Origin of the sequence: Rhodococcus sp. C1 (assembly GCF_020809065.1) — a bacterium.
In the GTDB taxonomy this organism is placed as follows: Bacteria; Actinomycetota; Actinomycetes; order Mycobacteriales; family Mycobacteriaceae; genus Rhodococcus_F; species Rhodococcus_F qingshengii.
This window is the reverse complement of sequence record NZ_CP078080.1, coordinates 3,764,302-3,778,662: the sequence shown is the minus strand read 5'-3', so window position 1 is coordinate 3,778,662 and position 14,361 is coordinate 3,764,302. Positions and strand designations below refer to the sequence as shown.

The 14,361-nt window shown below is 62.1% G+C and carries 18 protein-coding genes; 9 read left to right on the top strand and 9 right to left on the bottom strand.

The features are described from left to right. Positions 1-4: 4 nt before the first annotated feature. Positions 5-865, bottom strand: coding sequence for a spermidine synthase (locus KTR60_RS17220; RefSeq protein WP_007735449.1), 861 nt, complete (start codon positions 863-865; stop codon positions 5-7). Positions 866-1,031: 166 nt separating this feature from the next. Here KTR60_RS17220 and KTR60_RS17215 point away from each other — a divergent pair, with 166 nt between their 5' ends. The 4 genes from KTR60_RS17215 (at position 1,032) to KTR60_RS17200 (ending at position 4,800) form a co-directional block, all read left to right on the top strand. After that, positions 1,032-2,159, top strand: a complete 1,128-nt coding sequence (locus KTR60_RS17215; protein ID WP_003941634.1) for an NDMA-dependent alcohol dehydrogenase — start codon at positions 1,032-1,034, stop codon at positions 2,157-2,159. 188 nt (positions 2,160-2,347) lie between these two features. Continuing rightward, positions 2,348-3,169 carry an alpha/beta fold hydrolase gene (locus KTR60_RS17210; protein WP_003941629.1) on the top strand — a complete coding sequence of 274 codons (822 nt, stop codon included), beginning with the start codon at positions 2,348-2,350 and terminating at the stop codon, positions 3,167-3,169. Between the two features lie 59 nt (positions 3,170-3,228). Next, complete coding sequence (locus tag KTR60_RS17205; RefSeq protein ID WP_228401076.1) at positions 3,229-4,260, top strand: cupin domain-containing protein; 1,032 nt, start codon at positions 3,229-3,231, stop codon at positions 4,258-4,260. Between the two features lie 18 nt (positions 4,261-4,278). Continuing rightward, a complete protein-coding gene (locus tag KTR60_RS17200; protein WP_158170110.1) occupies positions 4,279-4,800 on the top strand; it encodes an FmdE family protein in 522 nt (173 codons plus the stop codon). A 48-nt stretch (positions 4,801-4,848) separates the two neighbouring features. Here KTR60_RS17200 and KTR60_RS17195 read toward each other — a convergent pair whose 3' ends face one another. Beyond that, positions 4,849-5,535, bottom strand: coding sequence for a GntR family transcriptional regulator (locus tag KTR60_RS17195; protein ID WP_003941581.1), 687 nt, complete (start codon positions 5,533-5,535; stop codon positions 4,849-4,851). A gap of 128 nt (positions 5,536-5,663) precedes the next feature. On the opposite strand from KTR60_RS17195, the gene KTR60_RS17190 reads away from it, so the two are divergent. The 3 genes from KTR60_RS17190 to KTR60_RS17180 are packed head-to-tail and all read left to right on the top strand — an operon-like array spanning position 5,664 to position 8,582. Then, positions 5,664-6,584 (top strand): sulfurtransferase, encoded by a 921-nt coding sequence (locus tag KTR60_RS17190; RefSeq protein ID WP_228401075.1) that lies wholly within the window; start codon positions 5,664-5,666, stop codon positions 6,582-6,584. Positions 6,585-6,627: 43 nt separating this feature from the next. Further along, on the top strand, positions 6,628-7,473 hold the full coding sequence (gene thiM, locus KTR60_RS17185; protein WP_214514269.1) for a hydroxyethylthiazole kinase: 846 nt from the start codon (positions 6,628-6,630) through the stop codon (positions 7,471-7,473). After that, positions 7,473-8,582, top strand: coding sequence for an LLM class flavin-dependent oxidoreductase (locus KTR60_RS17180; RefSeq protein WP_228401074.1), 1,110 nt, complete (start codon positions 7,473-7,475; stop codon positions 8,580-8,582). The genes thiM and KTR60_RS17180 overlap by 1 nt, the downstream gene beginning before the upstream one ends. On the opposite strand, the gene KTR60_RS17175 is transcribed toward KTR60_RS17180, so the two are convergent. Then, the gene (locus KTR60_RS17175) at positions 8,575-8,925 is read right to left on the bottom strand and encodes a hypothetical protein (protein ID WP_003941603.1); all 351 of its coding nucleotides are present in this window, start codon (positions 8,923-8,925) and stop codon (positions 8,575-8,577) included. The genes KTR60_RS17180 and KTR60_RS17175 overlap by 8 nt on opposite strands. Before the next feature lie 2 nt (positions 8,926-8,927). Next, positions 8,928-9,707: a helix-turn-helix domain-containing protein gene (locus KTR60_RS17170; protein WP_228401073.1), complete on the bottom strand. Its 780-nt coding sequence runs from the start codon at positions 9,705-9,707 to the stop codon at positions 8,928-8,930. 56 nt (positions 9,708-9,763) lie between these two features. Here KTR60_RS17170 and KTR60_RS17165 point away from each other — a divergent pair, with 56 nt between their 5' ends. Then, entirely contained in the window at positions 9,764-10,156 is a 393-nt protein-coding gene (locus tag KTR60_RS17165; RefSeq protein ID WP_030537550.1) for a VOC family protein, read from the top strand. Positions 10,157-10,226: 70 nt separating this feature from the next. Here KTR60_RS17165 and KTR60_RS17160 read toward each other — a convergent pair whose 3' ends face one another. From KTR60_RS17160 to KTR60_RS17140, 5 genes are all read right to left on the bottom strand, one after another. Further along, positions 10,227-11,270 carry an alpha/beta hydrolase gene (locus KTR60_RS17160; protein ID WP_178377298.1) on the bottom strand — a complete coding sequence of 348 codons (1,044 nt, stop codon included), beginning with the start codon at positions 11,268-11,270 and terminating at the stop codon, positions 10,227-10,229. A 151-nt stretch (positions 11,271-11,421) separates the two neighbouring features. Then, the gene (locus KTR60_RS17155) at positions 11,422-11,760 is read right to left on the bottom strand and encodes a DUF3349 domain-containing protein (protein WP_007735437.1); all 339 of its coding nucleotides are present in this window, start codon (positions 11,758-11,760) and stop codon (positions 11,422-11,424) included. An 11-nt stretch (positions 11,761-11,771) separates the two neighbouring features. Further along, on the bottom strand, positions 11,772-12,098 hold the full coding sequence (locus tag KTR60_RS17150) for a DUF3349 domain-containing protein (RefSeq protein ID WP_003941653.1): 327 nt from the start codon (positions 12,096-12,098) through the stop codon (positions 11,772-11,774). 34 nt (positions 12,099-12,132) lie between these two features. Next, the gene (locus tag KTR60_RS17145) at positions 12,133-12,414 is read right to left on the bottom strand and encodes a hypothetical protein (RefSeq protein ID WP_003941641.1); all 282 of its coding nucleotides are present in this window, start codon (positions 12,412-12,414) and stop codon (positions 12,133-12,135) included. A gap of 14 nt (positions 12,415-12,428) precedes the next feature. Further along, positions 12,429-13,616, bottom strand: coding sequence for an inorganic phosphate transporter (locus KTR60_RS17140; protein ID WP_007735433.1), 1,188 nt, complete (start codon positions 13,614-13,616; stop codon positions 12,429-12,431). Between the two features lie 187 nt (positions 13,617-13,803). Here KTR60_RS17140 and KTR60_RS17135 point away from each other — a divergent pair, with 187 nt between their 5' ends. Further along, positions 13,804-14,199 carry a PPOX class F420-dependent oxidoreductase gene (locus tag KTR60_RS17135; RefSeq protein ID WP_042445944.1) on the top strand — a complete coding sequence of 132 codons (396 nt, stop codon included), beginning with the start codon at positions 13,804-13,806 and terminating at the stop codon, positions 14,197-14,199. The last annotated feature ends 162 nt before the right edge of the window (positions 14,200-14,361 follow it).

The following is a 14,361-nucleotide window of genomic DNA, read 5'->3' as shown; positions in this document are numbered from 1 at the left end:
TTGCTCAGTCTTGGCGAACCGGCGCATTCGCGGCGAACTTGCGGACTTCGGCGTCCTGCCACACGTGGGCGGGAACTCCGCCGCCGAGTAGCTCGCGCGCGAGCGCGGGTTGCCCGCCGATCGGTACGTCGCTGCCCGCGATGATCATGTTGCCGTAGCGGCGGCCCTTGAGCATCGCGGGATCGGCGATGATCGCCATGTGTTCGAACTGTGCGCCGATGGTTGCGGCCTCGCTGCGCGCGCCCTGGAGATCCGGGGTGTCGCCGCAGTTGACGATGTAGATGCCGCCCGGTGCGAGCACGCGTCGTACGTGGGTGGTGAATTGCGCCGTCGTCAGTGGTGTCGGAGTTGTGCTGCCGGCGAAGACATCTCGAATCACGATGTCCCGGGTGGACTCGGTGAGAGTTTCGGTGACGGCGCGGGCTTCTCCGACGCGGATGCGCAGAAGAGGCGCGCGCGGGAGGTCGAACCAATCGCGTACAAGTTCCGCCAGAGCACCGTCGATTTCGACCACCACTTGACGCGCGTCAGGGTAGGTGGCGGCGAAGTATCTGGCCATGGAGCAGGCGCCACCGCCGAGATGAAGCACCCGCAGGCGCTCGGCCTTGTCACGTTCGGAATCGACCAGATGCGCGATCCACCGCATGTACTCGAAATCGAGCACCGTGGGATCCGCGACGTTCACGTGGGAACTGGGCACTCCGTTGATCTGGATGATCCAACTGTCATCGGAGTACTGATCGCGGACTAGTTCGCACGTCCCGGTATCGATCGGAAAAGTGCCGGCGACGGGACCGGACTCGCCTCGCTCGGGAGTACTGCTGCGAGTTCTGGTCTTGCGAGTTCCCTTGGCCACTGTGTCCATGTTAGTCGTGCGCCTTTCTGGTAGAGGCGGCTACCAAAAAGGCACACGGACCGACGGTATTCTCGGGCTACTTCAGGCACACTCGTACATGGAGTGTGATCGGCGACACAAATGCCGGCGCGTTCTTTCGTCGTCCGTGCATCACGAAGAATTTCGAGGAGTGCAGGTGAAGGTCAAGGCAGCGGTAGTCAAGGCGCCAGGTCAGGCGTGGGAGATCGAAGAGGTCGAGCTGGGGGACCCGGTCTCGGGTGAGGTGCAGGTCCGACTCGCCGCATCGGGGCTGTGCCATTCGGACGAACATTTGCGTACGGGCGCCAGCCCGCTGCCCTTCTACCCGGCCCTGGGCGGGCACGAAGGAGCCGGAGTGGTGACGAAGGTCGGACCGGGTGTCGCGAGCGTCGAAGAAGGCGACCACGTGGTTCTCGCCTTCATCCCGGCGTGCGGACGTTGTCCGTCCTGTGCGAAGGGTCTGCAGAACATCTGCGACGAGGGCGCCGGCCTGTTGACCGGGCAGGCGATCTCCGACAAGACGTACCGCGTCACCCTCGACGACGAGCCGGTCATCCAGATGTGTCTGCTCGGAACATTCTCGCCGTACGTGACCGTCAACGAGGCGTCGGTGATCAAAATCGAGAAGGACATCCCGCTCGACAAGGCGGCCTTGCTCGGCTGCGGTGTTGCCACCGGTTGGGGATCGGCCACCGCGATCGGTGGAGCCAAGGTCGGCGACACGGTGGTGGTCGTCGGCGTCGGCGGCGTCGGAATCAACTCGGTGCAGGGTGCGGCGTCCGCCGGAGCACGATTTGTGATCGCGATCGATCCCGTCGAGTTCAAGCGCGACAAGGCAAAGGAATTCGGCGCCACACACACTTTTGCCTCCCTCGAGGAAGCGCTACCGGTGATCGGCGAGATCACCTGGGGCAAGATGGCCGACGTCACCGTGATCACCGTGGGCGAGATTCACGGCGACATCATTCAGCCCGCGCTCAGCGCGACGGGCAAGGGTGGCCAGGTCGTGGTCGTCGGAATGGGGCATTACGCAGATTCGCAGGTGACGCTCAGCCTCTTCGAGCTGACCCTTCTGCAGAAGCGTTTGCAGGGAGCCATCTTCGGCGGGGTAGGGCCACGGTCCCAGATTCCCAAGTTGCTCGATCACTACCGAAGCGGCGCACTCAAACTCGACGAGTTGGTGACCAAGACTTACAAGCTCGAGGAGATCAACGAGGGGTACGCCGACATGCTCGAAGGAAAGAATCTGCGCGGGATGATCGTCTACACGGAGGACGATTACTGATCGTTTCCCTTTGACTGAAGGCTCCGGCCCGGCACCACGCTTCGTGGTGTCGGGCCGGAGTCTTCTGCCCCCACGCACATTTCTGTCGATCGATGAGTCGACTGCCCCCGTAGTGGGCACTCGCAGAGTGAGGAAACCGGGCACCGTGTCCGGATCTCAGTCCACGACTCGACAGAGAAGAGCAGAGCATGCCCTACATCACCACCTCCGACGGAACCGAGATCTACTACACCGAGCACGGCGTCGGTCGGCCGATCGTCCTCAGCCACGGGTGGCCGCTGAGTTCTGACGCGTGGCAGGTCGAGATGAAGTTGTTCGCCGACGCCGGATACCGGACCATCGCGCACGATCGTCGAGGACACGGTCGCTCGTCGAAGACGTACACCGGCAACGACATGGATACATATGCCAAGGACCTCGCTGAGCTGATCGACACACTCGACCTGAAAGACCTGGTCCTGGTTGGCCATTCGACCGGCGGCGGGGAAGTGGTCCGGTACGCGGCGCAGCACGGCAAAGGGCGCGTGGCCAAGGTGATCACCGCCGGCGCCGTACCGCCGATCATGGTCAAGTCGGACGGCAACCCCGAAGGCACACCGATCGAGGTCTTCGACGGCATCCGTGAGGGAGTTCTGCGAGACCGATCGCAGTTCTACAAGGATCTCAGCGAGAGCTTTTACGGCGCGAACCGCGAAGGTGCCGACGTCTCGCAAGGGGCGAAGGACGACTTCTGGCGGCAAGGTATGTTGGTCAACCTCGCCGCGGCCTACGACTGCGTCAAGGCATTCTCGGAGACTGACCAGACCTCCGATCTCGAAGCCATCGACGTTCCGTTCCTCATCGCTCAGGGCGACGACGATCAGATCGTGCCGATCGGCGCAGCGGCCGAGAAGGCGATCAAGCTGGTGAAGAAGGGCACGCTGAAGGTGTATCCGGGCGCACCTCACGGCATCTACGGCTCATATCAGAAGACACTGGACCAGGACATTCTCGCGTTCATCGAGGACTGACGTCAGCGAGGCGGAAGGACCGGAGTCGAAAGGACCAGAGTGGGAAGGATAAAATTGCCATGTCTACACACGTTGCCTCACTATGCAATGGCCCCAGTGTCTTCGAGAACGAACTTGGGTCGATCTCGCAACTCGACACGAGTTCGTTGCCGATCCTGTCCGGTCTGTCGATCAAACGAATTGTTCTCGGTCCCGGCGCGATCCGTGAACCACAATGGAACGTCAACGCGAACCAGATCGCCTACGTCACCAGCGGAACCGTGCTCGTCTCGATGCTGGGCAATGCTGACGAGTTCGCCAGCTTCGTGGTGCGAGCGGGGCAGATCTATCACGTCGAATCCGGCGCGATTTATCACATCGAGAATGTCGGAGAGGAGGAGGCGGAGATCATCGCTGCCCTGCGTACTTCACTCCCGCAGCACTTTTCGTTGCAGAGTAGCGTCAGCGCAATGTCGAACGCGGTGCTCGGCAATACCTACGACCTCGCCGCGTCAGCCTTCGACGTCTTCGGTAGGGCCGATGCGTCCCAGATAGTTCGGCGGGACGGCGCCGCCGTCGTTCCCGATACCGCCGGCTTTCCCAACGCGCATCTCTTCGATCTCGAAGGCCAGATCGCGCCTCTCGCATATCCGTACGGACAGGCGAAAGTGGCGCGAAAGCAGTATTGGGCGGCGCTGGAAGATCTTTCGATGTACTCGTTGACTATTCGCGAGAGTGGAATGCGTGAGCCACACTGGCATCCCGTCACTGCCGAAATGGGATACGTGCATCGTGGTCATGGGCGGATGACGGTTCTCGATCCCGACGGATCACTCGACACCTACCTACTGGAGCCCGGTCAGGTGTATTTCGTTCCGCGTGCCTATCCCCATCATATCGAGGTTCTAGGCGACGAGGACATCAATTTCCTCATCTTCTTCGACCAGCCGACACCGGGCGACATAGGCTACCGTGCAACGGCTTCCGCGTTCTCGCGCAGCGTTCTCTCGGCCTCGTTCGGCGTTCCGGAGCGGGAGCTGCCGCACTTCCCTTTCACCCCGATCGATCCGCTCATCGTCTCGCGGATCAATCCGATCGACCGCCAGCACTGACCGGCAAGGACGCCCATCATGACCACCACGCTCACCGTGACCGATCACGGGACGACGCTCGACTTCACGTACGAGGACGCCCTCCGCTATCACGGTCCGCAGGCCCCGGGCGGCGTGGCCCATGCCTACAAGGTTCTCGAGCGTGCTCTCGGTGTGTTCGGCGCGGAGGGCTCCGTCGAGCGTCGTGACCTGGTCGTGGCCACCGCACACGGCGGACCAGGAGTGCGCGATGCGTTCGAGTTGGTCACGCGCGCGGTGACCGAAGGGCGGTACACCGTTGACAGATCCTTGGCCAGGCGTGAACGTGGAAACACGCTCGCGCTGTATGTATTTCGGATCACCTATCGCGGCGCGGGCGTCACGCTGACTGTTCGGGAGGGGTTCGTCGTCGACGAGTTCATCACTCTGTCCCGTAAGTCCGACCGGACGGCCGAAGACGAGTCACGGCTGACAGAGCTCAAGCAGGAGATGGCGGATCGAGTGATGTCGAGCCCGGCCGAGAGCGTGTACGACGTCGACACCGGCACGCTCCCCGTCTGAGCGACGGCGGCGCAGGCGTCGGCGTGCAGAAATCTGGGCTGTCTGAAGTCAGCGGCTGGCGAACATCCTTATTCGTTGGTCGCGGCTGCGCTCGAGATGGTTGCGCATGTGACCACGTGCGGACGATTCGTCCCGGGCGCGGATGGCGTTCAGGATCTCTTGATGCTCCGAATTGAGCAGGTCAGGTTCGCCGTAGTTCGACGGCGGGCCGCTGTCGTAGATTCGCAGTTGGGTGGTGAGGCGGATCAGCAATGAGGTGATCGTGGAATTGTGGGCGGCCTGCCAGAGGGCCTCGTGAAACTTGAAGTTTCCGGCACGAACCTCGGTACCTTCTGTTGCAGTGCAGCAGAACTCGTGCAATCCGTCCAGGCGGGCAAGGTCGAGATCGCTGTGGCGGAGTGCGGCGGCGCCGGCGGCTTCCGATTCGAGGGCAACCCGCGCTGCGTAGATTTCGATGACGTCCTCGGGTGTGCCGGAACGGACACGAAAACCGCGGGCGGCTCGTTCGAGTAGACCGTCGTGCGCGAGCCAGTTGAGTGCCTCGCGGATCGGGGTACGCGATGCGCCGTACGATTCGCACAATTGAGTCTCGTGCAGCGGAGAGCCCTGGGGGAACTTGCCGGCCAGGATGTCGGCTCGCAGGCGCAGGTACTGCCGCGAGGTCTGATCGGACCGGCCCAGCGCAGCCTCCGGCACCAGCAGATCGGTGGTGCTCGTATCGGCGTCGAGATCCATGTGTCCTCATTCCTGTGCATGCAAGTAGAGCGCGTTCGATTATGCCATCGGCGACGAGTGAGTACTTGCGTATACGCTAGTACTCATTTAGGTTCGTGCTTGTTCGTTTCCGAGGGAGAGGGTCTGAAGTGGCTGGAGAGACCGCGTCGCCGCTGGTGAGTGCTGCTGAACTCGACGCGATGCTGCGCGAGGGAGGCGTCGCTGTGCTCGACGCGACAGTTCATTTTCCTCCCGCGCGATTTGACGGCGACTATCGCCCGGAGTCCGGGTACGACGGCTGGGTTTCCTCGCACATCCCGGGTTCCCGACACGTCGACCTCATGGACGTCTTTTCCGAAAGGGAAGCGGCGCTGCATTTCACACGCCCGTCAACGGAGCAGTTGATTTCCGATCTCCAATCCAGTGGTATCGAACCGGGTGCGACAATCGTGATCTACGACCAGGGTTCGACCACTTGGGCATCACGGCTCTGGTGGGTGTTTCGCAACGCCGGCATCGAAGCAAGGGTCCTCGACGGTGGCCTCGCCGAATGGACTCGATGCGGCTTCGCCCTCGCGAGCGGCGACGACGTCACCCACGCGTCGGCGTCGAAGCGTTGGGGTGTGACGGACCTTGGCCTGTGGGTCGATCTACCTCGCGTTGCCTCACTGTCCTCAGGAGGAGAAGCCGGAACGCTGGTGTGCGCGCTGGCGCCTGAGCAGTACGAGGGAACGGAGAAGACGCGATATTCGCGACGCGGACATATTCCGTCAAGCGTGAATCTGTCCGCGAAGAGTCTCCTCGACGCCGATGCCCGGATGCTTCCAGTCGAGGAAGTGTTGTCGAAATCGGCCGACGTTCTACCAACCGCCGCCGACCCTGTCGTGATCTATTGCGGCGGTGGAGTTTCGGCGTGCCTGACAGCACTTGCGCTGATCCGCGGCGGTTATGAGGACGTCAAGGTCTACGACGGCTCGTTGGAGGAATGGACTGCAGATCCGGTTTTGCCGATGGTTGTCGGCGGTGAGCCCGGCGGCGCACTTGCGGATGTTCGATGTCCGCGGTCCTGAATCGCCGCAGTCCTCAATTACCTCCCGTCCTGAAGGAATTCTCATGTCTGACACTGTCTCTGTCGAAACCGTCGCGTCGGCGATCGACGCACTCCGCGATCAGGTACCGCTCGTCCAGTCGCTGACCAACATCGTTTCTGCGAACTTCTTGACCAATGTTCTGCTCGCCGCCGGCGCAAGCAACGCTCACATCGACAACGTCCACGAAGCGGGTGGGTTCGCTGCCATCGCCGGGGGAGTGCTCGTCAACCTCGGAACGCCGGACGACGGGACAGCCGAAGCTTTCCTGATAGCAGCAGAAGCGGCCCGAACTGCCGGTACGCCATGGGTTTTGGATCCCGTCGGTGTCGGCGGACTACCCTGGCGGAGCGGTATCGCTGTGGACTTGTTGCGCTTTCACCCCAGCGCAATCCGGGGGAACGCGTCGGAGATCATCGCTCTGGCCGGACTCGGCGGTGACACCCGCGGCGTCGACAGTGCCTCCGATTCCGCCGACGCAGTGCCCGCCGCTCTGTCACTCTTGAAGCATGCAGATGCCGTGTCGGCATCCGGACCGGTCGACTACATCGTCGGCCGCGATGCGGGCGGTGACGTTCGGGGCATCCGAGTCTCCGGTGGCAGCGCACTGTTGCCGCGCGTGACCAGTACCGGTTGCTCTCTGGGCGGTCTTGTCGCCGCCTACCTCGCCGTCACGTCGACCGCGCTGGACGGATTGGTTGCCGCGCACACGCATGTTGCCGTGGCATCGGAGATCGCCGAGGAAAATGCCTCGGGCCCCGGTTCTTTCGCGGTCGCGTACCTCGACGCGCTCTACAACGTGAATGCGGACACCATCCGCTCACGTGCCCGAATCGAATCGTTCGACCTGCCGGCTGGAGTGCAGAACTGATGGGCATCAAGACATTCTGGTATCTCACCCAGGCCGACGGGGACTACCCGTGGAGCCCCGGTGGGTTGTTCCCCGTGGACGGGGCCAGGCAGATCGAGCTCGCGAAGACCATCGACGACGGCGGATTCGAAGGTGCGCTTGTTGCCACCTGGCCGAACGATCCGTTCATCTCGGCGACGTGGGCGGCAGCGCACACCACGCGCATGAAGTTCCTCGTCGCCGTCTACGCGAACATGACGCCGGCGCGACTGCTGGCGGAGAAGGCATTGACTTTCGACGCCTTCAGCGGCGGCCGACTGTTGATCAACTCGGTCAACGGACGCGAGAACATCCTGACCAAGTACGACATGAACGTGCCCCACGACGAGCGTTACGAGTTGGGGGAGCAGTACTGGGCGGACTTCCGCCGCATCTACGCCGAAGGCACGGAGTCGAACTTTCCCAACACACCACTGCGTATCGATGCGCCCGCTGGGCATCAGGTTCCGCTGTGGGGTACCGGTGATTCGCCTGCAGGCCTGGCGAATTCAGGCAAGGTGCTCGACACCTACTTGGCGATGCTGCGCGAGACTTCGTTCATCGAAGACAAATTCTCTGCCGCACGGGCGGCGGCGGAGGCAGCCGGGCGCGAGTTCACCGACTTCGGTGCGCTCACCGGTGTGATCGTTCGCCCCACCAAGGCGCAGGCGCACGACCGGTTCCGTTCGTTGTTCGAGAAGACGGGCGTCGAGCAGATCGCTCATGTCTTGGACAACGCAGTACGTCGTCGCACTCTGGGGAAGCAAGACCTCAAGACTTTCACCGCTCGCGACGCTCAGCGGCAGGGTTGGGCGGACAAGATTGCTTCCGGCCGACTTCCGGAACCGGAGGAGTTGTACGTCGGTGACGGGCTGTACGCGGGTATCACGGCGTGGTCACCCCTCGATATCTTCGGCACCGGGTCATCGGCGGTGTACTACGTCGGTGATCCGGATTCGATCACGGGCTCGGTACGCACGCTTCGCAGCCGAACCGGTTTGACTGCACTGATCCTGGCAGGTTGGCCTCTGATCGAGGAAGCGAAGTGGGTTGCGGAGCATCTTGTTCCGCGATTCGACGAACTCAGCTGACGGCGCGCCGCAAGACAGTGGCACCGAGACCTAGAACGTCGCGGAGAAATAGTGTGGCAGTGTCGATTTCAGGCGCAGTACATTCGAGAAGGATCTTGACTTCCACGTCCTTCTTGACGATGTCGGCAATAACGGCCGCGGCGACAACACCGTTGCCGACAGCCGAGCCTCGGAACAGATCGATCCCGTCGCCGTCCGCGCTGACCGTGCCGTCGAGATAGCCGTAGTCGAGCGGATAGATCGCATCGGGGTACCGCGGGTGTGCCGACCCTCGGGGGCGATCGATCACGACAGCTGACGTGGCAGCCAGGTGATCGAGGGCGGCGAACAGGTCTTCGCTCATCGTTACCGGTGCTCGCGCAGTAGCTGAGTCGGTGTCAGGCCTGACAGCGCTCGCGTATCGCGCGCGAGGTGGGCTTGGTCGGCGTAGCCGGCGCGACCGGCCAGCGACGACAGCGTGAGTTTTGCGCCGCGGCTGAGAGTCAACACGTCCTGCATTCGTTGCACCTTCTGAATCAGTTTGGGGGACAGCCCGACTGCCGACGTGATCGATCGTCTGAAATGACGTTCGGAAACACCGAGGTCTGCAGCAATCTCTCGTATCGGCGTCGAAGGGGAGGAGATGAGCGCGGAGTAACCACGCTCGATTCCGTGGTCGGGTTCCAGTCCGCGCCACAACTGGCCCAGTAGGTGAGCGTCGACTGCCTCGTGGCTAAGGGCGTCGGCAAGTACCCGCGCTTGTCTGGAAGTGAGGATGTCGTCGAAGGCGATCTTCGAATCCTGCACCGCGTCGGCAGCTGTGCCGAGCAGGCTCCGCAGAGCCGGTGGATTGATCCGGATGCCCCACATGGTTGTACCGGCGGCGACCGAAACCAGATCGGCACCGGTGGCAGGTCCGACGAGCCACGACTTTCCGGTGCTGTCGACGATGAAGTCGGCGCAGAGATCGGGAAGAATCCGCTTTGCTTCCGTGGGCGTATGGGCTTCGCTGGTGCTTTTCCACGTGCAACTGAAGACGCCGGCCGAATCGGTGATCTGAGTCTCGATATAGGTGTGGCCGTTTTGTTCAAGACTCGACGCTACCGTCCGACTACCGTCGAGAGCGAGGGTGTCAGCGCCGGTCATCAGATCATCGTCACACACTCGCCGATCACTTCTCGACCTGAAACAGGAGAAATACCGTGTCCGTCTCTCCGAGACTCGATCTCGTCGGAATCGTCACCAACGATCTCGCTCGTTCCCTCGCGTTCTACCGAACCCTCGGGCTCGGCATTCCGGAAACACCCGCTGACGCTCCGCATGTGGAGTTCACTTTCGACGGTGGGCTTCGGCTGGCCTGGGACGCGCTGTCCACCATCGCGAGCTTCGATCCTGACTTCGCCGTCGGGGAAGGTCGACACCCCGTCGCCTTGGCCTTCGATTTCGGGACTCCCGCCGCAGTCGACGAGGCGTATCAGCGCATAACAGCAGAGTTCCCCGGGCACAAGGCGCCCTTCGACGCCGTGTGGGGCCAGCGTTACGCCGTTCTTCTCGATCCGGACGGCAACACCGTGGATCTCTTTGCCACGCTCTGATTTTCGAACGGCGCAGGCCCCGAACGAACATCGGTCGGGGCCTGCGATTGTCGTTGATCCAGTTGTCAGTTCACCAAGCGTCGAGGGTGTCGAGGATCTGGCCTCGGGCCTTCCACAATTCCGCACCCCAGTACGGCCACGAATGCGTGCCGTTGGCCGGGAAGCTGTACGTTGCCGGAATTCCCAGCGAGTTCATGCGCAACTGGAATGCGCGTGAGTTCATCAAGGCCAGTGCTTCGAGGCCGATTGCACTACCGGTGTTTACGAAGTCGACGGGACGACGCGGTTGATCGAACTGCCCGGGTAGGCCGCTCGCAGCGGATATGTACAGCGAGAGCCCAGCCAGTTCGGGTGCAAACACGAAGGGATCGTTGCGGAGCCAAGCGGGGTTCCACGGCGGTCCCCACATTGCATCGACATTGAAGGACCCGGCGCTGACCATGGCCACCCGGATCGCCTCACGCATGCCTGGAGCTGAGATGTTGAGGTATCCCGAGAGCGAACCGGCGAACTTGAACTGATCGCGGTGGTAGGCGGCTAGCGTCAGTGCCGCGCTGCCACCCATGGACAGTCCGAGCACGCCGTTGTTGGTTCGGGAGACGCCGCGCGATTCCAGATAGGCGGGAAGTTCCTGGGTGAGGAAGGTTTCCCATTTGTACGTGACCGGCTGGCGATTCAAATTGCTGTTCGCATACCAGTCGGAGTAAAAGCTGGACTGCCCGCCGACCGGCATGACCAGCGTGACGTTGTCGCCGCGATACTGCTCGAGAGCGTTGGTCTCGAAACTCCATGCGTTTCGGTCGTCGCGTGCTCGTAGGCCATCGAGAAGATAGAGCGCCGCGTTGCCGCCGCGCGAAGCCCACTGGATCTGAACCTTGATCGGTCCCATCGACGAGTCTACGAACACTTCCTCGTAGCCACCGGCCGGGGCGGTACGCGCGGGCGCTGCGGTCGCTACCGATCCGCTGATCAGGCCTGCGGTCAGGGGGAGTGCGAGTGCTGTCGCTGCGAGGCCCAGGATCCGACGCTTGATTCGTTTCGAAATACGGTTTCTCGAAAGATCCGGGTTCGAAATATCTGGGTTCTTCGCCAAATCTGTGTGAGCCTCGTGCATGTATCACTCCCGCCCCAAAGGTGCTTGCACACCGAAATCCGACCGAGCCCCCCGAGGCGCGGAATTCCTTATGACACTAAGTGGTCTGTATTGACCTCGACGGCACCGTTACCGGTTCGTTATCAAACTGGTCCGATTTACCGTAATGCCGTCAGGCGTCGTCGACCGGAGGTTGTGCCACGATTTGCCAACCTCCACGAATCAGGTGTTCACGTACCCGAGCGACGTCCGATTCGTGCGGAATATCGTCGGTGACCTTGGTGATGAGGACGCCGATGTCGATCGGATCGACCGAACCGGGAAAGTCGATCGGATCGACCGGAAGCGGAAAGCCGGCGACGAGATCGTCAGCAAGAACGGCGATCTCGTCGTCGGACAGTTGTCGCCGGAGCAGGGCCATCAAAGGGACGTAGTCCTGCTCCGGCACACCGTTCGGATACCCGGCACGCAGCCAGCCGAGTATCGAAGCCAGAAGTGGTGGAAGACTCAACGAATCGAGCTTCAGTGGTTGTCGAGATCAGCGAGGGGCCACCCGGCGGCAGCAAGGACGGAGGCAACGCGCGCGATGTCCTCGTCCGAGGGAGTCTGGCTCGTCAGATCGGCGATCTGAGCGCTGATCTCGTCGCTCGAGATCACCTGGTCGCTGTTGACGTCGCTCAGTTCTGCGAGTGCAGCGCCGATGGCAATGTCTCGAATTTGCGCGTCCGAGAGTTTGCGTCGTAGCAATGCGACCAGCGGAATGCGGTCCTTGGGCGGTATGCCTTCGGGGTAGCCGGCGCGAAGCCAGTCAAGAATGGATTGAGGAAGGGATGGAGTCGGTGCAGTCACGGTGATGTCTTTCCGCTCGTGAGGGCGCACGGGATCAGAAGATCTCGATGCCGAATGTGTGGCTGAGGAAGCCCTGCATGATGAAGAGGATTCCGGTGACGATCGCGATGAGCACGACCGCGAAGCACACCACTGCGCCTGCCACGGCCAACGGACTGCGAGCCGCGACGGCAGTGCTCCCGCCGCCACTGCCACGTTGTCCGGCGTCGAGCGACTTCAGGCCGATTGCGAAGATCGCCGGTAGTCCGGCGCCCAGCAGGAGGCCGACCAGTACGACCTGCCAGAGCGAGTCGACGGTGTTTTTCAAGATATCCATGTCGATTCCCTCTTTCAGGCTTTGGCGTCGGTGGTGACGCGGGCGTCCGGACCGGGGACCTCTGCAGGCACCAGGCCGCCGTCCCACTCGGCGTTGACGTTGCTCGGATCGATGGGCTCCTTGCGGGAGCGCAGGTACATCCAGCCGGCCAACGCGATGAGCACGGCGAAGACGACCAGGACACCGGGCAGGCCGCCGACGATGTCGGCCAGTCCCCAGCACAGAGCGCCGACGATTGCAGCGGACGGAAGAGTGATCAACCAGGCGACCGCCATACGTCCGGCTACGCCCCAACGAACTTCGGCGCCCTTGCGTCCCAGACCGGTTCCCATGATGGAACCCGTCGCCACATGGGTGGTGGAGAGCGGAAGGCCGAGGTGGCTGGAGGTGAGAATGATTGCAGCAGAGGATGCTTCGGCTGCCATGCCTTGTGGTGCGGCAATCTCGACAAGTCCCTTGCCGAGAGTGCGGATGACTCGCCAACCGCCGAGGTAGGTTCCGGCAGCGATCGCGAGCGCACAGGTGAGCTTGACCCAGAACGGCATGTCCGCGTCGGCGGAAATGGTTCCGTGGGCGACCAGGGCGAGGAAGATGACGCCCATGGTCTTCTGAGCGTCGTTGGTGCCGTGTGCGAGGGAAACGAGTGAAGCCGAACCGATCTGGCCGAGTCGGAAACCTTTGTCCTTGGTTTCTTCTCCGACGTTGGAGGTGATGCGGTAGATGAGCCAGGTGCCGGCCGCGGCAACCAAGCCGGCCACGACGGGCGCGAGAACTGCGGGGATGACAACCTTGCTGAGGACGCCGCTCCAGGCGACACCGCTCATTCCGAGGGACGCGATTGCGGCGCCGATCAGTCCGCCGAACAGCGCGTGTGAGGAACTCGAGGGGATGCCGAGCAACCACGTTGCCAGGTTCCAGATGATGCCGCCGACAAGGCCGGCGAAGACGATGGTGAGCAGCGCTTGGCCACCCACATTTCCGAGGTTCACCACACCCTTGGCCACAGTGGCAGCAACCTCTACCGAGAGGAAAGCTCCGACCAGGTTCAAGGAAGCAGACAGAGCGACTGCCACCTTGGGCTTGAGGGCGCCGGTTGCAATCGACGTGGCCATAGCGTTGCCAGTGTCATGAAAACCGTTGGTGAAGTCGAACCCCAGAGCGGTTACGACGACGACGAGGAGAACGATGAGTTCCGCATTCACGAGAAGTCATGTTCCAACACCTCCGGGCCTCAAATCGACCTCAGACGTGGTCGTTCCGCGACATTTCCACCACTCGGCACCTGTTGTTCACCTTCGTCCGGATAATTGTCCGTTTTGAAACTCCTGGGGTAGAGAAAATTCATTCGCGTGCATGGTCGTGGAGTTCGTGGAGGCATACGCTCGTCTCATGTCCCTGGGCGAAGAGAAGACGATCTCGGTCACCACATTTCGTAAGAGTGGTGACGGCGTAGCCACGCCGACGTGGGTCGTGCCTCTGCCTGACGGACGTATCGGCTTCTGGACTTCCTCGAAATCGGGTAAGGCCAAGCGGCTGCGCAACAACCCACGCGTCACCGTGGTGCCGTGCAACAACCGCGGAAAGGTTGCCGACGGTGCGTCGCCGGTCACCGGGACCGCTCAGTTGGTGAGCGGTGGAGCTGAATTCGACGAGATCCGCAGCAAAGTCAAAGCGAAATACGGTGTGATGGTGCCTATTTCGAAATTCTTCAACACCCTCGGTCACATCGGTAATGGTCCGTTCCCGTACGGCGACACCGGCGTGATCATTTCCGTCGATGCGTAGTCGGGATTGCGTAGCGGAGTAGTCTGAAGGTATGGAACCCACGACCGGGCACCTTTGCCTGACGGTTCCACGAATCCTCCGTCAAGGAGTCTCGTCATGGCGCACATCAGCACTCTCGACTATGCAATGGAAGCGCCGCAGCGCCATGTCGGGCAACCTTTC